This window comes from Epilithonimonas lactis, from assembly GCF_900110605.1.
GTDB lineage: Bacteria > Bacteroidota > Bacteroidia > Flavobacteriales > Weeksellaceae > Epilithonimonas > Epilithonimonas lactis.
On sequence record NZ_FOFI01000002.1, the window covers coordinates 25,354 to 43,370 of the forward strand.

Sequence of the window (18,017 nt, forward strand, 5' to 3'; positions counted from 1 at the left end):
TTTCTTTTCAAATGAAAGTTGTTCTCCAACGCGTTTCCGAAGCCCATGTGAAAGTTGATGACGAGATCGTCGGAAAAGTAGAAAAAGGATTGATGTTGCTCATCGGCGTTGATGAAACCGACGAAATTTCCGATGCAGATTGGCTTGTCAAAAAAGTATTGGATGTGAGGGTTTTCTCGGATGAAGAAGGCAAAATGAATCATTCTGTACGAGACATCAATGGTGAGATCCTTTGCATCAGCCAATTCACCTTGATCTCGGATTACAAGAAAGGCAATCGTCCTTCTTACATCAAAGCTGCAAAACCAGACAAAGCCATTCCATTATTTGAACACTTTAAAGCAGAGATCAAAAAATCTGGTTTGAAGATAGAAAGTGGCATTTTCGGTGCAGACATGAAAGTTTCGCTCATCAACGATGGTCCAGTCACGCTGGTTTTTGACAGCAAAACGAAACAATAGAGATCAACAGTTATCAAAAACAAAAAGGAGCATTTTAAAGTGCTCCCTTTTTATTAATCGACCTCGTACTCGAGTTTTATGGTGATGCTGGCTTCTTTATCTTTGGAAGTTGTGTTGTAAGTGCCGCCGTAGGAATAATCTTCGTTGGAATTGGGTGCTGTAATCTGGATCACACCCATTGTTGCTTTCTTCAAATTTCCTAAATCACTTCCAGCATTCTCAGCGATTTTCTCTGCGCGTTCTTTGGCATCTTTTGTCGCATTGGCAATCATTTCCTGTTTTACATTCGCCAATTTGGTGTAGAAATATTGGGGCGACGAGGACGTAAACTCGATGCCACGGTTGATGATCTCTGTGATGTTTCTGGAGATATTCTCGATCTTAGAAACTTCTTTTGATTTGATGGAAACACTTTGGGTCAAATTATAACCTGAGAATTCTCCTTGCTGGTAGGTGCCGTTGGAATCCGTAAAACTTCTGAATTGTTTCTGAATATCGACCGCGGAAAAAATCATTTCGTTTTCCTTAACGCCTTTGGATCTCAGATAATCGTAAATGACTTTTCTGTCAATCGCAAGATCATCGTAAGCTGTTTTCAGCTCGAAGCTGTTTTTGGAAAAACTACCCGACCAGGAGATCAGATCAGAAGTAAAAGTTTTCGAACCTAGTCCTGTTACGGAAACCGTGTTCTCGGATTTGTTCCGATTTTTAATTGCACTCCCTAAAAAAGCTGCCGCAATAATGAATCCGAGCGCCGCAATGGCCACTGCAAGATAAGTCTTCATATGATTTTGAATTTGAATCTTTTGCAGCAAACGCAATACCAAATTTTAAGATTTCATTAACATTTTAAATTTAAAATATTCTGAGAACCTAAAAGTGACACTTTGCAACTCATCATGAATTTTACACATCGTCAGGCTGAGGCTCTCGAAGCCTTTTCATTAATTAATTTCCTTTTCAAATTCCAAGCTGACGCCTTTCATTTCGCCTGGCATTGGTGGAATGATCTTGGTCAATTTTATTTTAATGAATGTGATCTGTGGAAATTGACTTTCGATTTTATTGATGATCCTTCCAATAACGTGTTCCAGAAGTTCTGAACGCACTTTCATCTCCTGATGAATGATGTCATTGATTTCAGCGTAATTGATGGTGTCATGAAGATTATCCGATTGCGATGCTTTTTCCAGATCGGCATGCACTTCCAGATTCACGACGTAATGATTTCCAATGATGGCTTCTTCGGGCAGAACGCCGTGATAGGCGTAGATCTTTATGTCTTCTAAAATGATTTTTGATTTCATTGTTTAAAAATAGAAAAAAAATTGAACACAAAGTCCACAAAGCTTTTTCTATTTTATTGAAAAATTTTAGGCTCACAAAGGCGCTTCGCTCAGAAAAGAGATAAATACAAAAATATACAGTTTTTTAATTCAAGAAGAATCTCAGTAATTTAAGATTGACTTCCTTGAATACGGCGTTGGGTTTCCTCTAGAATTTGCAACTATTTTGGGGAAAATCCAGTTGTTTTGGTAAAACTGTGATCTCCGCGAAGCTGCAATAGGGATAGTAGTGGAAATCCTTTTTTTCTGCTGCCTTCGACTCCGCTGAGGCAGCAGAAAAAAAGATTGCAGCGGATAGCCCGACCCGAGTGGTGGCTGAGATTTGGCGAGGGGATTGCCCAAATTAGTGCACAAAAAAACCCCATCACTAGGACAAGGTTTGTATTTTTATTTGATGCTTTTGGAAAGTTCCAACATGGCTTCTATCGGTTTCAAAGCTTTCAGGCGAATCTCTTCGTCCATTTTGATCTCGGGAAGTTCGTATTTCATGCACAGATAAAGTTTTTCCAGCGTATTTCGTTTCATGTAAAAACATTCGGAGCAGTTGCAGCTTTCGTCGAAAACAAGAGCTGGAATAAGTTCCTTGTGCGGCGCGCGCTTCCTCATCTCGTGAAGAATTCCTTCCTCTGTTGCGATGATGAACTGCTGACAATCGTCCTGTTCTACATAATTCAGAAGCGCTGAAGTGGAGCCGATGAAATGTGCCAATTCCAAAACCGGCGTTTCGCTTTCCGGATGCGCGATCAGTTTTGCATTCGGATGGTCGGCCAGCTGTTGTGCGATGCGCTCCATGGAAAATGCCTCGTGCACGATGCAGCTTCCGTCCCAAAGGATCATGTCGCGACCCGTTTTTTTGCTCAGATAACGCCCAAGATTCTTGTCCGGCGCGAAGATGATCGGACGGTCTTTTGGTAAAGCCTCGATGATCTGTTCTGCATTGGAACTTGTCACGATGATGTCCGAAGCGGCCTTGGTTTCTGCATTACAGTTGATGTAAGTGGCGACCAAAGCATTTGGATGTTGCTCGCGCATTTTGTTGAGTCCTTCTGCGGAACAACCGTCTGCCAAAGAACAACCCGCAAGCGTATCTGGCAACACTACTTTTTTGGTTGGATTAAGGATCTTCGCAGCTTCTGCCATGAAGTGAACACCACAAAATGCGATCATATCGGCATCGGTTTCTTTGGCTTGTCTTGCCAATTGTAGAGAATCACCTAGGAAATCCGCGATGTCCTGAATTGGTCCTGGCTGATAATAATGCGCCAAGATCACGGCATTCTTCTCTTTTTTAAGGTCAAGGATTGCTTGCACTAGATCGTCTCCGGTGGGAATCGCAAATTCCTTAAGGTCTAGAAAGCCTTTGACGGGCATATTATTTATCGCTGTGTTTAAAGTATTTTCCATGATTTTGTGTCAGATTTTATTCGTTGATAAAGTTATTAATTATTTTCTCGACTTCGGCTTTTGCCACATCAAGATCTGTGTTGATAATAATTTTATCGAAATGTTTTTGATAGGTCATTTCCTCGCCTGCTTTTTCCACTCTGGTTTTGATGGTTTCTGCGCAATCGGTATTTCTTTTTATCAATCTCTGTTCCAACTCGGCAATGCTTGGCGGCATCACAAAAATCGATAGCGCTTTGTCTCCGAAGATCTCCTTCAGCTTGATTCCACCTTTGACATCGACATCGAAGATCACAACTTTGCCTTGGCTCCAGATCCTTTCGACTTCGGACTTTAAAGTTCCGTAGTATTTGTCTGTGTAAACTTCTTCGAACTCCACGAATCCATCTTCCGATATTTTGGACCTGAATTCTTCTGGCGTCAGGAAATAATAATCTTCGGCGTGTTTTTCTTCGCCTCGCGGTTGTCTTGTAGTTGCAGAAATTGAGAAACAGAGTTCTGGCACAACCAACAAACCGTGTTTCACCAACGTTGTTTTTCCACTTCCGGATGGTGCGGAGAATATGATGACTTTTTGTTTCATTCTTTTTGAGTTTTCTAATTTCTAATTCAAACTATAATAATGAATCAGTCTTTAAAATTCTATATTAAATTCTTTTCTGATATATTTCAAAATATCCACGAAATAATTGAGTTCGTCAATGTCTGGATAATGTTTCAAATAAGACTCAGGATTACTATAATTAAATTCGTTTTGTTGTTGTCCAGATTTGTACTTTACTAAATATCCAGTTCCGTCTAAAACCATAATTGCATTTTTAATTTCAAAAACCCAATCTTTTTCCTCTTCATCGTAAACAACTTGACTTTGATCCTTTTTATATTGAAAACATTCTTCGTTAGGAAGAAAACCGATATTTCTCGCTTTGATATTTAGGAATGATTGTTCTAAAGATTTTTCAGATTTTAGATTTGTAAGTTTTGGGTTTATCGGTTCAAACTCATCTTTGCTGATTTCTCTAGGAAAAAACCATTGGATTAGTTCTGCTTTCCAGATTTTATCTTCTTGATAGATTCTGAAAATATGTCCGCTGTTTGTTATTCCTCTGTCTTTATAAATTCTGATTTCAGTTTCTTTAAGCTCTGGTGGAATATTCGCTAACGAATCTACATTTTGTGATTTTAGAAATGTGAACAGGAAAAGCGATGAAAATATTAAAAAGAAACGCATGTTATATGACAGTATTGCCTCTTACAAAACGTTCAACGTTTGCTCTTTAATCTTTTCTAAATCATCCTTCATCTCCACCACCAATTTCTGAATCTCGGAATGGTTGGCTTTCGAACCTAAAGTATTGATCTCACGTCCCATTTCCTGAGCAATGAAACCTAATTTTTTTCCATTGAAGTCCTCGTTTCTCATCACTTCAAGATAATATTTGATGTGCTGTGAAAGACGAACTTTCTCTTCAGAAATATCCAATTTCTCAACAAAATAGACCATTTCCTGGTAATATCTGGTCTCATCGATATTTTCAAAATTCTTAAGCGCAGATTGATAACGGTCTTTGATCGGCTGGATTCTTTCTTCCTCATATTGACCGACCTGATTCAAATTATGCTCGATGTTCTGAACGATCTTCTCAATTTCCTCAGCCAAATTATTCCCTTCTGTTTGACGGAATTCTATGAATTTGCTCACTGAATCCTGCACCACTGTGAGAAGTGACTTCCATTCGTTTTCGTCCAGGTCAGAGTTTTTTGTGGATAGAACGTCTGGCATTCTCACAGCCATTTTTAGATATTCAAATTCTGGCGCGTCAGAAGCAACAGCTCTTAGCTGATCCATGTAGTTTTTAACGATATCCTCATTGATCTTCACATCATTACTGACTTCCAAACTTTCGCAATTGATGTAGCAATCTACTTTTCCACGAAGGATCTTATCATTGAGAAGTTTTCTGATCTCGAATTCTTTTTCTTTATATCTAAGCGGCGTCTTCACATTCAGATCGAAGTTCTTGCTGTTCAGCGATTTGATGTCCACCGTTATTTTTGTGCCTTCATAAACAGTTTCGGCTCTCCCAAAACCTGTCATAGATAATATCATATTTAATATTTATAAGATTGCAAAGATAATTAAAAAACTATTGTCGGGATGAAAATGACTTTGGTCGTGTTTTCCAAGATTTGCAGAGTTTTACCATCCCAGTAAACTAGAAACATTATCTTTGCGCCCGAAAAAAAAAAAAAAATAACCTATGTATAAGTATTTATCTTTTATTTTAATAGCAATTAGCACTCAAATATTTGCTTCCACAATTGAAATCCCGAAAGAAAGTTACCGAATTGATAAAGTAAAAAGATTGATTGTATGCAATACAAATTTGAGTACTTTAAAATTCGATACGGAGTCCATCAAATTAAAGATGGAAAATTCTGAATACAAAGTCCTGGATCAGGTTACCATTCTAAAAATTGGAATCAGATATACGATTGTATTGAATCAAAGTTTCGAAAGATACTCAATATACTTCACAGAATTGCCTTTGCTATATGTAGAATCAGATTCACAAATATCAGATTCACCTAAAGTCTTATCAAAAATAAGTCTTATAGAAAACAATGGGACGATCACAACATCCAATGCAGGAATAGAATATCGAGGTGCAACCTCCCAAAATTACCCAAAAAAATCTTTTGAGATAGAATTTTGGAAAGACAACGCAGGGAGTGAGACGCTAGATATTTCACTTCTGGGAATGAGAGAAGACAAAGACTGGAACTTGCAGGCCATCTACAATGAGCCGTTGAAAATAACAAGTTCAACCGCCTGGGAAGTTTGGAAAAGAATAAGTACACTTTATTATATAGAACAAGAATCTAAAGCAAAATCTGGAGTCGACTCAAAATTTGCAGAAGTCTTCGTCAACAATTCCTATCAAGGCATTTACGCCATTGCAGAAAAAATAGACCGGAAGCAATTGAAACTTAAAAAAAATAATGAAACCGAGATTCGCGGTGAGCTATACAAAGCTGATAGTTGGGAAACAACTGCATATTACGATTTGCCGCCGTTTGACAATACCTCAGAAACTTGGGGCGGTTTTGAGTACAAGTATCCAAAAGACCTGAGAGACTGGAGCAATCTTTATAATCTGCATAGTTTTGTGATCAACAGCGATGATGAAACCTTCTATTCTCAATATAAAGAAAAGTATGACAACAAAAATCTTATAGATTATTTCATTTTTCTAAATCTAATGCGAGCCTCAGATAATACTGGAAAAAACGTCTACACTGCAAGATATGATAAGAATGGTAAATATTTCTTCATTCCTTGGGATTTAGATGGCGTATTAGGAAGGGTTTGGGACAGTTCTGTGGAAAATGTAACCGCTGATATTTTGACAAATGGTCTTTATACCCGTCTTCTAAATGATTCAAGAGACGATGGTTTCCGTTCTGACCTCGACAAAAGATGGACAGAGTTGAGATCCAACACCATCACTGTTGACCATATCATGCAGATCCTGATAGATAACTTTGATTATCTCAAGTCCAATGGTGCTTTGGAAAGAGACCAGATTGCCAATTCGGGAAGCACGATATCATCCGAATACGAGGAATTTCTATACATCAGAAAATGGCTGACAGAAAGGATCGCCTATCTGGATAAGACCTTTTTGTTTGAAAAAACAACAGTTATTCCTCCAACAGAAGAAATTAATAAAAACGATTCCAAATTCCAGTTCTATCCAAATCCGGCAAAGAACTACATCTATTTCACCAATAAAAATGTCAAAGCTGAAAACACTTTCCTTGACATAGATATCTACACGATTGCAGGACGAAAAGTAAGGTCCGTTACTCAAAACCAAATGGACCAAAGCCTTTACATCGGTAATATCCCCAATGGTAATTACATTTTGAATATAAAATCTGATGCTGGCATCAAGCAAAGTTTCAAATTGATCATCGACAAATAAAAGTTACATTCGCCCTTTTCTTATGTGTCTTATCATGCTTTAGTTTTCATAGAAATCCTTATTTTTGCAATCTATGAAAAGATGGTATCTCTACCCCTTTTCCCTAGGTTATCATCTCGGAACTTCGATCAGAAACCGGATGTATGATTGGGGATTATTTTCTTCTTCGAAATTCCGAACACCAATCATTGGTGTTGGTAATCTGTCCGTTGGCGGCAGTGGAAAATCACCGATGGTAATGTATTTGGCAGAATATCTCTCCAAATATTACAGAACAGGTGTTTTATCTCGCGGATACGGAAGGGTAACAAAAGGCTATGGCATTGTAAACTACGACAGCAATTACAAATTCGTTGGTGATGAGCCGATGCAACTATTCGAACGTTTCCGAAATCGTTTTGTGATCGGCGTTTGCGAAGACCGTGTTTTTGGTGCCAAGAAAATCATCGAAGATATGGATCTGGAAGTTCTGCTTTTGGACGACAGCTACCAGCATCGTGCAATCAAACCTGGCATGAATCTTCTTTTGACGGATTACAATGATCCTTACTTCAAAGACTTCATCCTGCCAGCTGGCGATCTGAGAGAAAGCCGAAACGGAATGGGTCGCGCCAATATCATCATGGTAACCAAATGTCCGGACGACCTTACCGAGGAGAAAAAACAATATTACATTTCGAGAATCAGACCGCAGCATTACCAAAAGGTATTCTTCTCCGCAATTGCTTATGATGAGAACATCATGGGACTCGATAGCATGATGCCCGTGAAAAATCTGGATTATTATGATGTATTGTTGATTACCGGAATTGCAAATCCTTCTCAATTATTAAAGGAGCTTGCGAAATACAACAAAAAAGTCAAGCATCTTCAATACAAAGATCATCACAATTTCACAGATGATGACATCAAGAAAATCTCAGCTGAGTACAAAAAACTTGGTGAATACAAGGTCATCTTGACGACCGAAAAAGATTATGTGCGCCTCAAGACTTTTGATTATCTTCGAAATAAGATTTTCTACTGGCCGATCAATGTAGAGATCGACAAGCGCGAGGACTTTAACCAGATCATTCAAAATTATGTTAGAAAAGTATAAAGAGACAGCAGAATTCATCAAGAACATCATCGGAGAAACTCCAGATTTTGCAATCGTGTTGGGTTCTGGTTTAGGAAAACTTCAGCACGAGGTTGAGGCGATTCACACTTTAGATTACAAAGATATTCCGAACTTCCCACAGACCACAGTTGTGGGTCACGGCGGAAAGTTGATTTACGGGATTTTGGAAGGTAAAAAAGTATTGATGATGAGCGGCCGTTTTCATTATTACGAAGGTCATTCCATCGAAACTGTCACCTTTCCTTTCCGCGTTTTCCATTTGTTGGGAATCAAGAATTTGATTCTTTCCAATGCTTGTGGTGGCGTGAATCCAGACTTCAAAGTGGCTGATATTATGATCCTGACCGATCACATCAATATGTTGCCAGAACATCCATTGAGAGGAAAAAACCTCGACGAGTTCGGACCTCGTTTCGTAGATATGAGCGAACCGTACAACCGCAAAATGATCGAAATCGCAAAATCTGTAGCAGTTGACGAAAACATTGATGTCAAAGAAGGTGTGTACGTCGCTTTGACAGGACCAACCTTTGAAACACCAGCAGAATACGGCATGATCAAAGCCATCGGCGGTGACGCGGTTGGAATGAGCACCGTTCCGGAAGTGATTGTTGCAAAACATCAAGGAATGGATTGCTTCTGTCTATCGATCATCACGGATCTAGGTGGACCTGATATTGCTTTCGCAGTTTCTCACGAGGAAGTTCTGGAAGCCGCCAACAAGGCGATGCCAAATGTCATCAAGATTGTAAAAGGTCTGGTAAGGAATTACTAACTTTATTCAAAATGTAAATCATCAAGACAGCTTTTTTCGCTGTCTTTTTAATTTCATTTAACATAATATTCATAACTTCGTTCATCAAAATTTAAAAATAATGAAGAGGATTTTAATTTATCTGTTACTAATGGTTTTCCAATTTGGATTTTCTCAGGAAGTTCCAAAAGTTCTGAAAACCAAATTTTCCAAAGAAGCTTTAGCTCAAAAATTATAAGATACAAACGGGAAAGAGATCTCTATGACCGAAATCCTGAAGCAACACAAAGGCAAAGTTGTCATTCTGGATTTCTGGGCTGGCTGGTGCAGAGATTGCCTCAAAGCATTTCCGAAAGCCAAGGAATTGGAAGAAAAGAATCCCAACGTCAACTTCGTTTTTCTTTCATTGGAGCGCTCTAAAGATGGTTTTTTGAAAAGCCTTGACAAGCACGAGATGACCAACAAAGAAAATTATTGGTTCGCGTCTGGCTGGAAGAATGATTTCAACAATTACATCGACCTCAACTGGATCCCAAGATATATCGTCGTGGATCAAAAATCCGACATTGCAAAATATTACGCGATCTCGCCCGAAGATCCGGAGATTCAAACCACGATTGACAAGCTTACCAAATAACATCAACTTCCCGAAAATTTTCGGGATTTTTTTTTGATTAAATTTGTCGTAAAATATCCCACATTTTTATAGTAATTTTTATGGCAGCTATTTCCGCCTTCCGTTCCCAATCTTTTTGCCTTGGCTTTTCCAGCCACAAAAAAGGATTTCCACTCAAGTCGGGCTGCGAGATTTGTCATAATAACAAACTTTCTACAATAAATTAACGAATGCAACCTCAACGCAAAATAATCCACGTAGATATGGACGCCTTCTATGCTTCCGTAGAACAGCTCGATGACCCGAGTCTGCGTGGAAAAGCCATTGCTGTTGGTGGTGGACATCGTGGTGTAGTATCAGCAGCAAGTTATGAAGCTCGGAAATTTGGAGTTCGGTCTGCGATGCCAAGTAAAACGGCGAGAGAAAGATGTCCGCATCTCATTTTTGTAAAACCGAGATTTGCCCGATACAAAGAGATATCCAGCAAAATCAGAAGCATCTTCCACGAATACACAGACTTGGTAGAACCGCTTTCTCTGGACGAGGCTTACCTAGATGTTACCGAAAACAAAAAAGACATCGAGTCGGCGAATGACATTGCAAGGGAAATAAGAAAACGGATTTTTGAGGAAACGGGATTGACGGCTTCGGCTGGAATTTCTGTCAATAAGTTTTTGGCGAAAGTGGCTTCCGACATCAATAAACCAAACGGACAGAAAACGATTCATCCAACCAAGATAGATGAGTTTTTGGAAAATCTTCCGATTGAGAAATTCTACGGTGTTGGAAAAGTGACTGCGAACAGGATGCACACGTTGCACATCTTCAAAGGTTCTGATTTGAAGGCGAAATCTCTGGACGAACTGGAAAAACTCTTCGGAAAATCAGGACGATATTATTATAATGTGGTCCGCGGAATTCACAATGGAGAAGTGAAACCGAATAGAATCCAGAAAAGTGTGGCGGTGGAAAGAACATTTTGGGACGACATCAATGAAGATGATGAAGTGGACCAGAAATTAAAGTCATTAAGTCTGGAACTGGAAGAACGGCTTGGCAAAAAAGAAATCAAAGGGAAGACCTTGACTTTGAAAATCAAATACAAAGATTTCACGCTTTATACGAGAAGCAAAACGCAGGAACTTTATTTCGAAAATGCGGAAAAGTTCTACAACACGGCGAAACAACTTTGGGAACTGCGACCTTTTGACAAGGCAATTCGACTGCTTGGACTTTCTTTGTCCAATCTTAATACAGACGAGAAAAAGCAGGTTTCTGTTCAGTTGAAGATTCCTTTTGCTGAGTTTGATGATTAGCTTAAAAACACAAAGTCCGCAAATATTTTTTTGAATTATTTGAAAACATTTTAAGATTCGCAAGGACGCTTACGCTCAGCTAAGAGATTGGGAATAATTATTTCTCGCAGATTGGGCGGATTAGGCAGATTTAATAACATTATTGTTAATCAGAGGAAACCTATCGAAGTGACAAAAGTTGTTTTGATTCGGGAACGTTTGAACCTTGCGAAGCGCGCCCCGGCTTGAGCGGAAATCCTTTTTTGTGGCTGGAATTAGCGATGGCAAAAAGATTGGGAGCGGAAGACGGATAAAGGCGCCCAAATAATTTGTTTTGATGACTACAAGCTTTCTTTCTTGATTCCTTTTATTTTTCTGTTGTTTCTCCGCGATTTTCCTTGGCTTGATATTTTCATAGAACGGAATATCTAATTAAATAATCTGAAAAAATCTACATTCTTATGAACGGAACGATGATACAGTTTTTCCATTGGTACACCGATGGCGACTCATTCCTTTGGAAACACACAAAAGACCAAGCAACATATTTGTCGGACCTTGGGATTACTTCGGCTTGGCTTCCGCCGGCTTATAAAAGTACGAACGCAGGTTTCTCTGTTGGGTACGACCCTTACGATTTGTTCGACTTGGGGGAATTTGACCAGAAAGGTGGCGTTGCTACGAAATATGGAACGAAGGAACAATATCTGGAAGCCGTGAAAGCGCTCAAAGAAAATAAAATCCAAGTGATTGCCGATGTGGTTTTGAATCACAAAGCTGGTGGTGACGAACTGGAGAAATTCCGTGTGGTGAAAGTGGACGAAAATGACCGCGACAAGGTTATTTCTGATGTGATGGAAATCGAATCTTACACCAAATTTACGTTTCCAGGAAGAGGTGACAAATATTCTAATTTCAAATGGGATTTCACTTGTTTCTCTGGCGTGGATTATGCTGAAGGCTTGGACCAGGCGATTTTTCAAATCTTCAACGACCACGGTGAAGGCTGGGACGAGATTGTGGATACGGAAAAAGGAAATTACGATTACCTGATGTACAATGACATCGAGCATCGCAGTCCGTTTGTGCGCGAAGAACTGAACCATTGGGGAAAATGGTTTCACGATGAGACTGGATTTGATGGCGTGAGATTGGACGCTGTGAAGCATATTTCGCCTGGATTTTACAGAGAATGGCTCACGCTTTTGCGCTCCAACACGGGAAAAGACATCTTTGCCGTTGGTGAATATTGGGCGCCGGGATTGTTGCCACATTTGGAAGCGTACATCGATTCTACGGAAGGTTGTATGAGTCTTTTCGACTCGTCGCTTCAACATAATTTCCATACCGCTTCGAAAACGCCAGATTATGATTTGAGAAAGATATTCAGCAAAACTTTGGTGGGTTCTCATCCGGACAAATCCGTTACTGTGGTGGACAATCACGATACGCAACCGCTTCAGGCTTTGGAAGCGCCGGTGGAGACTTGGTTCAAACCGTTAGCTTATGCTTTGATTTTGTTGAGGAAAGATGGTTATCCTTGTGTTTTCTATCCAGACCTTTATGGCGCGAGCTACAAGGACAACGGGAGTGATGGGAACGAATATGAAATCCATCTCGAGAAAGTGGATGCGATAGAAGAACTCATCAGAGCGAGAAGAGATTTTGCCTATGGCGAACAGAGAGATTATTTTGAAGATGCAAATTGCCTAGGCTGGATTCGTGAAGGTGATGATGAACATTCTGGTTGTGCCGTGGTTCTGAGCAACAAAGAGGCGTACCACAAACCAATGGAAATAGGGAAACGATACGCTGGGCAAACTTTCTATGATTACACCGGACATTTGGAAGATAAAATCACGATTGACGAAAATGGCTGGGCAGATTTTCCTTGTCCTGCGGGGAATGTGAGTGTTTGGGTGGCGGAATAGATTACTGAAATTAATATTATATTTGATTTATAATTAATTATCCCAATGGAAAACTCAAATAAACCTCCAAAAGTAACTGGAATCGGTGGTATTTTCTTTTTGTCCGATGACCCAAAGGAAACCCGAGATTGGTACTCGAAAAACCTTGGTCTGGATATGACCGAATGGGGCTCAACCTTCGAATCCAGAAACGTCAATGACCCAGACGAAGTGAATCAATTACAATGGAGTCCGTTCAAAAAAGGGAGCAGTTATTTTGAGCCTTCCAAAAAGGAATTCATGGTCAATTATCGCGTTCAGAATATCGAAGAATTGGTGAAAAATCTAAGAGAAAATGGCGTCACTATCCTTGATGAAATCGAGGAGTCTGATCATGGGAAATTTGTTCATATCCTGGATTCTGATGGAAATAAGTTGGAGCTTTGGGAACCGACTGATAATTAAGACATTCTTAGCAAACACAATAAAAAAAACCTCTCGGAAATTATTTCTGAGAGGTTTATATTTTTTATAATAAGAATTGAATTAATATCCTCCTTCGCTTGAGCCTTCGCCAAGAAGTGCTTTTGCAGCAGAAGTTCCGATTCTTTGGATTCCTAAATTTATCATTTTTTCTGCATCTTCAGGCGTTTTCACACCGCCTGCCGCTTTCACGGGAAGTTTGCCGGCGTTGTCCAACATGATTTTTACACCTTCAAAAGTCGCTCCGTTTGGTTTTCCGCCTTCGGTCACATAAAAACCGGTTGAAGATTTGACGAAGATCTTTGAAAAGTCTTTCTCTTCAAAGTTTTCTTGTGCCCAATTCCAGATGCTTGCTGTCAGATCCGCAATTTGAGAATCCGTAAGTGCAGCGATCTCGATGATCCATTTTACAGTTTTGTCGAAGTGCAAACCCAATTTTGTTCCTTCCACAAATTCTTTTTTCACCAAGTCTAGATCTCCAGCTTTGAAAGCTTCATAATTGATGACATAATCCAACTCGTCCACGCCATCCAAAACAGCCTGATTTGCTTCTGCCAATTTTTCTTCCACAGAATAAGTGCCTTCATGGAAACCGATGACCGTTCCTACCAAAACTTCGGAATTCTGAGCTTTGAGATAGTCTTTAATTAATTTGACATAATTTGGACGTATCATGACTTCTTTGAAATTATGAGCAATGGCCTCATCTGTCAGTTCTCTTACCTTCTCGAAGGTTTGTTCTTCTGTAAGTCCAGATTGAGCTGGCGTTTTAAGATATGTCGAGTCTAAATATTGATTGATTTCCATAATCAGATTTTTATTTTTAAAGCCTTACAACGGCCAATTCTATTTGTACAAAAATAAAAAAAGGATACAAATAACTTGCATCCTTTTATTTATAATATCAATTTTCTTTAGACTTTCAACTGTCTGCTGATGCTTTGTTCAAGAGAAAGAATCGTCTCCGTTCTAGTCACGCCTTTCAGTTTTTGGATCTTATTAAGGATCTCCATCAAGTGGTCATTGTCCTTACAAAGAACCTTTAGGAATATTGTGTAGTTTCCTGTTGTGTAATGTGCCTCTACCACTTCATTTACCAAATTCAGATTCTTGATCGCGTCCTGATAGTGACTTGGCTGATCCAAGAAAACACCAATGTACGAAACCACTTTGTAGCCGATCTTTCGTGGGTTAAGAAAAGAAATCGAATTCTCGATAACGCCAGCTTGCTCCAGCTTTTTTATTCTTTGGTGAACAGCGGTCGTAGAAATACCAACATGTTTGGATATGTGTGCAAGAGAAGTTTTTGCATTATCCATCAACATATAGACAATCTCCTTATCAACTCCGTCTAAATGATAACCAGATTCAGGTGCACTTTTCATAATTTACTATGGATTTTTTTGATTTTTAAATATAGAACAAAATATTTTAAACGAACGAATAATTTTAACCCATTTTTGAAACAACAATTTGTTGTCAAACTTAATATTTAGTTAAAATAAATGTTTATTGTTTTTTATTTGATGGTAAAATTATAGAAAATAATATGAAATATAAAAATAAACCATGTTATTTTTTTCAAATATCAATAAAAATCATATAAACCAAATTTTACCCAAATGTGTATTTAATGTTAATATTTAGTTAAACCAATATTTAAATTAAGTGAATACAATTTCTAAATTAAAAATATAAAAACCTTATTTTCAATTAATTAAAATAAAAAATCACATCAAAATAAAAAATAATTTTGAATACTGAAAAAATGATATATTTAAAACCTCATATATAGACCAATGAAAAAATTTTACAACCTGATTGCAGTTTTTATTGCAATCATTAGCTATGCGCAGACGCAGACGGTCACCTACTCGATCAGTCCCTCTGCCTTCAACGAGGATGAATCCATTACCATCACTGTGAATGGAAGTAGCATCAACGAATCTACCTGGGGCGTTACCAACAACGCTTTGTACTTGTGGGCATGGTCCTACGACAGCAATGATGCGAACAGTATGGATTGCCCTACCAATGGAACCTGGGGAGCTTCCAGTGAAACCAACAAGTTGACTTACAATTCTGGTAACGATACTTACACGATGACCTTCGTGCCTAAGACGTTCTACAACAGAACAGGATTGGGAAGAATCGGTTTCCTCTTGAAAACCAAAACTGGAAACGGGCAGTCTCAAGACATTTACTCTGAAGTTGGTAAATTTCAGTTTGTAAATACAACGCCAAGAAATGGCTCTGTGAACTTCACAGCTTCAGGAAACAACTATCCTATTTCCTACAGCACATCTTTACCTGCAAATTACGTGGTAAAAGCAAATGGAAACACGATCTACACAGCAAACAATGTCTCTTCTATCTTCACAGCGTACAACATTACGACTGACAATCAGATCGAAGTGACTGCTACAAGTACGGCAGACGGATCCGTACAAACTTCAAAGTTTAGCATTTCACCAACGCCTAGTACCCAGAGCGCAGCCATTCCATCTTACATGAGACAAGGGATTTCCTATGACCCGAATGACCCAACAAAAGTTGGATTGGCACTTTATGCGCCTTTCAAAAGTTATGTTCATGTCATTGGAAGCTTCAACAACTGGCAGATCTCTTCTAATTATATCATGAAGAGAGATACGAACAATACCAATCTTTTCTGGTTAGAGATCTCTGGCCTTACGCCTCAGCAGGTTTACACTTTCCAGTACAGAACAAGTGATGGCGTGAAAGTAGCAGATCCTTATTCCACTTTGGTACTTTCTCCGGATGATGACCCATTCATCAGTGCTAGCACCTATCCAGGATTGCCAGCTTATCCAGCCGGACAGCAATATGATGTTTCAGTGATCCAAACGGCTAAACCTGCCTATAACTGGACGGTGACCAATTTCCAAAAACCTGCAAAGCAAAACCTTATCGTTTATGAAGCGCTTGTAAGAGATTTTACAGAAGGAAAAAACTGGCAGGCGATGATTGACAAGATCCCGTACATCAAAGGACTGAACGTAAACGCGATTGAACTAATGCCTGTAATGGAATTTGATGGAAACAACTCTTGGGGTTACAATCCTGGCTTCCACCTGGCTTTGGACAAAGCTTACGGAACGCCGGAAAAATTCAAAGAATTCATTGATAAATGTCACCAAAATGGAATTGCCGTGATCTTGGATGTGGCGTTGAATCACGCGACTGGAAGATCACCATTAGAAAGATTGTGGTCCACCAGTACAGACGGAGGTTATGGCGGCGTGGCTTCCAACAATCCATACTTCAACCTGTTACCGACGCACGCTTACAACGTTTTCTATGATTTCAACCATTCAAAAGCTGACACCAGATATTACGTGAACAGAGTTTTGGAACAATGGATCAAAGAATACAAAGTGGATGGATTCCGTTGGGACCTTACCAAAGGATTTACACAAAACTGTACAGCTTCAGATGAAGGTTGTACTGGTTCTTATCAGCAGGACAGAGTGGATGTTTTGAAACTATACTCGGACTATCAATGGTCTTACGACCCTACTTCTTACATCATCTTCGAACATTTGGGTTCAGATCAGGAAGAGCAACAATGGGCAAACTACAAAGTTGGCGAAGGTAAAGGTGTGATGATGTGGGACAATTTGATTGGTCCTTACGGTCAAAACACAATGGGTTACGATGCCAACAGCAACTTCAGCAGAGTTGATTTCGAAAACCACGGTTTCAGCGAAAGAAGAAATGTAACTTACGGTGAAAGCCACGATGAAGAAAGATTGATGTTCAGAAACCTGAACTACGGAAATGGCCCCGTAAAAACTCTGGCAACAGCATTAGAAAGACAAAAAGCTTTCGGTGCCGTTTTTTTGACCGTTCCTGGTCCTAAAATGATTTGGCAGTTTGGAGAACTTGGATATGAATTCAGTATCAACAGATGTGAAAATGGAACCATCAGCAACGATTGTAGACTTTCTCCAAAACCAGTAGCTTTCACATTAGGCTATGATACAGATGTGGCTAGAAAATCAATCTACGATGTATGGTCAAAAATCTTGCAAATCAGATTGTCAAGCCCAGTTTTTGACACGACCACTTTCACTGTAGAGTCTGGGAATCTTTTGCCTAAGATATACATTTGGAAAGATGCATTGCCTGCAAACAGTTTGAAGAATGTCATCGTAGTGGCCAACTTTACCACAACAGCACAAACTGTAACACCTAACTTCCCGTACGCCGCTACTTGGTACAATTTGATGGACAACACTTCAATGTCTGCAAGTGCTGCTACGACTGTCGTTCTTCAGCCAGGAGAATTCAGGATCTATGGTAACCAAACCGTTTTGGCGACTGACGATGCGAAGATCGACACCAACAAGACATCGCTTCAAATCGTACAGAATCCAGCGACAGAAGGCGTTTTGAAAATCAGATACAACAAGGCGAAAAACGGACAGATCAACGTGTACGACATCAATGGAAAACTAGTTAAATCATTCGGATTGAAATCTGCAAAAGGAGACGAAACATTCTCTGTAAACGGATTGACTTCCGGCGTTTACATGGTTCAGTTGAAATCAGACGAAGGTTTGGCAGTTTCAAAATTGATTGTGAAATAAGTCAAAACAATTTTTAACAATCCAAA

At 39.3% G+C, this 18,017-nt stretch carries 16 protein-coding genes and 1 pseudogene; 9 read left to right on the forward strand and 8 right to left on the reverse strand.

Features of this window, described 5'->3' with window-relative positions; genetic code table 11:
* Nucleotides 1-11: 11 nt before the first annotated feature.
* Nucleotides 12-461, forward strand: coding sequence for a D-aminoacyl-tRNA deacylase (dtd, locus tag BMW39_RS05245; protein ID WP_034972881.1), 450 nt, complete (start codon nt 12-14; stop codon nt 459-461).
* 53 nt (nt 462-514) lie between these two features.
* On the opposite strand, the gene BMW39_RS05250 is transcribed toward dtd, so the two are convergent.
* From BMW39_RS05250 to BMW39_RS05275, 6 genes are all read right to left on the reverse strand, one after another.
* Complete coding sequence (locus BMW39_RS05250; protein ID WP_034972882.1) at nt 515-1,246, reverse strand: SIMPL domain-containing protein; 732 nt, start codon at nt 1,244-1,246, stop codon at nt 515-517.
* Between the two features lie 159 nt (nt 1,247-1,405).
* Nucleotides 1,406-1,768, reverse strand: coding sequence for a dihydroneopterin aldolase (gene folB, locus BMW39_RS05255; protein WP_034972883.1), 363 nt, complete (start codon nt 1,766-1,768; stop codon nt 1,406-1,408).
* A gap of 426 nt (nt 1,769-2,194) precedes the next feature.
* Nucleotides 2,195-3,211, reverse strand: coding sequence for a quinolinate synthase NadA (gene nadA / locus BMW39_RS05260; protein WP_034972884.1), 1,017 nt, complete (start codon nt 3,209-3,211; stop codon nt 2,195-2,197).
* A 16-nt stretch (nt 3,212-3,227) separates the two neighbouring features.
* On the reverse strand, nt 3,228-3,794 hold the full coding sequence (gmk, locus tag BMW39_RS05265) for a guanylate kinase (protein ID WP_034972885.1): 567 nt from the start codon (nt 3,792-3,794) through the stop codon (nt 3,228-3,230).
* Nucleotides 3,795-3,845: 51 nt separating this feature from the next.
* Entirely contained in the window at nt 3,846-4,442 is a 597-nt protein-coding gene (locus tag BMW39_RS05270; protein WP_034972886.1) for a hypothetical protein, read from the reverse strand.
* A 21-nt stretch (nt 4,443-4,463) separates the two neighbouring features.
* Entirely contained in the window at nt 4,464-5,321 is an 858-nt protein-coding gene (locus BMW39_RS05275; RefSeq protein ID WP_034972887.1) for a YicC/YloC family endoribonuclease, read from the reverse strand.
* Nucleotides 5,322-5,640: 319 nt separating this feature from the next.
* Here BMW39_RS05275 and BMW39_RS05280 point away from each other — a divergent pair, with 319 nt between their 5' ends.
* The 7 genes and pseudogenes from BMW39_RS05280 to BMW39_RS05310 all read left to right on the forward strand — a co-directional run bounded on the left by BMW39_RS05280 (nt 5,641) and on the right by BMW39_RS05310 (nt 13,360).
* Nucleotides 5,641-7,200 (forward strand): CotH kinase family protein, encoded by a 1,560-nt coding sequence (locus tag BMW39_RS05280; protein ID WP_165569330.1) that lies wholly within the window; start codon nt 5,641-5,643, stop codon nt 7,198-7,200.
* Between the two features lie 73 nt (nt 7,201-7,273).
* A complete protein-coding gene (lpxK, locus tag BMW39_RS05285) occupies nt 7,274-8,299 on the forward strand; it encodes a tetraacyldisaccharide 4'-kinase (RefSeq protein WP_034972891.1) in 1,026 nt (341 codons plus the stop codon).
* Nucleotides 8,283-9,095, forward strand: a complete 813-nt coding sequence (locus BMW39_RS05290; protein ID WP_034972893.1) for a purine-nucleoside phosphorylase — start codon at nt 8,283-8,285, stop codon at nt 9,093-9,095. Before lpxK ends, BMW39_RS05290 begins: the two co-directional genes overlap by 17 nt.
* 100 nt (nt 9,096-9,195) lie before the next feature.
* Nucleotides 9,196-9,711 (forward strand): annotated as a pseudogene (locus BMW39_RS05295) (TlpA family protein disulfide reductase).
* A 209-nt stretch (nt 9,712-9,920) separates the two neighbouring features.
* Nucleotides 9,921-11,006 (forward strand): DNA polymerase IV, encoded by a 1,086-nt coding sequence (dinB, locus tag BMW39_RS05300; protein WP_034972894.1) that lies wholly within the window; start codon nt 9,921-9,923, stop codon nt 11,004-11,006.
* A 440-nt stretch (nt 11,007-11,446) separates the two neighbouring features.
* Nucleotides 11,447-12,916: an alpha-amylase gene (locus tag BMW39_RS05305; protein WP_034972896.1), complete on the forward strand. Its 1,470-nt coding sequence runs from the start codon at nt 11,447-11,449 to the stop codon at nt 12,914-12,916.
* A gap of 45 nt (nt 12,917-12,961) precedes the next feature.
* Complete coding sequence (locus BMW39_RS05310) at nt 12,962-13,360, forward strand: VOC family protein (protein ID WP_034972899.1); 399 nt, start codon at nt 12,962-12,964, stop codon at nt 13,358-13,360.
* 81 nt (nt 13,361-13,441) lie between these two features.
* On the opposite strand, the gene deoC is transcribed toward BMW39_RS05310, so the two are convergent.
* Nucleotides 13,442-14,188, reverse strand: a complete 747-nt coding sequence (deoC, locus tag BMW39_RS05315; protein WP_083391894.1) for a deoxyribose-phosphate aldolase — start codon at nt 14,186-14,188, stop codon at nt 13,442-13,444.
* A gap of 104 nt (nt 14,189-14,292) precedes the next feature.
* Nucleotides 14,293-14,763, reverse strand: coding sequence for an Lrp/AsnC ligand binding domain-containing protein (locus tag BMW39_RS05320; protein WP_034972903.1), 471 nt, complete (start codon nt 14,761-14,763; stop codon nt 14,293-14,295).
* Between the two features lie 414 nt (nt 14,764-15,177).
* Between BMW39_RS05320 and BMW39_RS05325 the strand changes: the two genes are divergently transcribed.
* Nucleotides 15,178-17,991: an alpha-amylase family glycosyl hydrolase gene (locus BMW39_RS05325; protein WP_034972905.1), complete on the forward strand. Its 2,814-nt coding sequence runs from the start codon at nt 15,178-15,180 to the stop codon at nt 17,989-17,991.
* Nucleotides 17,992-18,017: the final 26 nt, after the last annotated feature.

What these genes read in the sequence shown, in the direction of transcription:
- BMW39_RS05280 (WP_165569330.1), top strand. Translation starts at nt 5,641, where the DNA reads ATGGAAAATTCTGAATACAAAGTCCTGGATCAGGTTACCATTCTAAAA.
- BMW39_RS05310 (WP_034972899.1), top strand. Translation starts at nt 12,962, where the DNA reads ATGGAAAACTCAAATAAACCTCCAAAAGTAACTGGAATCGGTGGTATT.
- BMW39_RS05250 (WP_034972882.1), bottom strand. Translation starts at nt 1,246, where the DNA reads ATGAAGACTTATCTTGCAGTGGCCATTGCGGCGCTCGGATTCATTATT.
- BMW39_RS05320 (WP_034972903.1), bottom strand. Translation starts at nt 14,763, where the DNA reads ATGAAAAGTGCACCTGAATCTGGTTATCATTTAGACGGAGTTGATAAG.
- dinB (WP_034972894.1), top strand. Translation starts at nt 9,921, where the DNA reads ATGCAACCTCAACGCAAAATAATCCACGTAGATATGGACGCCTTCTAT.
- folB (WP_034972883.1), bottom strand. Translation starts at nt 1,768, where the DNA reads ATGAAATCAAAAATCATTTTAGAAGACATAAAGATCTACGCCTATCAC.
- lpxK (WP_034972891.1), top strand. Translation starts at nt 7,274, where the DNA reads ATGAAAAGATGGTATCTCTACCCCTTTTCCCTAGGTTATCATCTCGGA.
- gmk (WP_034972885.1), bottom strand. Translation starts at nt 3,794, where the DNA reads ATGAAACAAAAAGTCATCATATTCTCCGCACCATCCGGAAGTGGAAAA.
- dtd (WP_034972881.1), top strand. Translation starts at nt 12, where the DNA reads ATGAAAGTTGTTCTCCAACGCGTTTCCGAAGCCCATGTGAAAGTTGAT.
- BMW39_RS05325 (WP_034972905.1), top strand. Translation starts at nt 15,178, where the DNA reads ATGAAAAAATTTTACAACCTGATTGCAGTTTTTATTGCAATCATTAGC.
- BMW39_RS05270 (WP_034972886.1), bottom strand. Translation starts at nt 4,442, where the DNA reads ATGCGTTTCTTTTTAATATTTTCATCGCTTTTCCTGTTCACATTTCTA.
- nadA (WP_034972884.1), bottom strand. Translation starts at nt 3,211, where the DNA reads ATGGAAAATACTTTAAACACAGCGATAAATAATATGCCCGTCAAAGGC.
- BMW39_RS05275 (WP_034972887.1), bottom strand. Translation starts at nt 5,321, where the DNA reads ATGATATTATCTATGACAGGTTTTGGGAGAGCCGAAACTGTTTATGAA.
- BMW39_RS05290 (WP_034972893.1), top strand. Translation starts at nt 8,283, where the DNA reads ATGTTAGAAAAGTATAAAGAGACAGCAGAATTCATCAAGAACATCATC.
- BMW39_RS05305 (WP_034972896.1), top strand. Translation starts at nt 11,447, where the DNA reads ATGAACGGAACGATGATACAGTTTTTCCATTGGTACACCGATGGCGAC.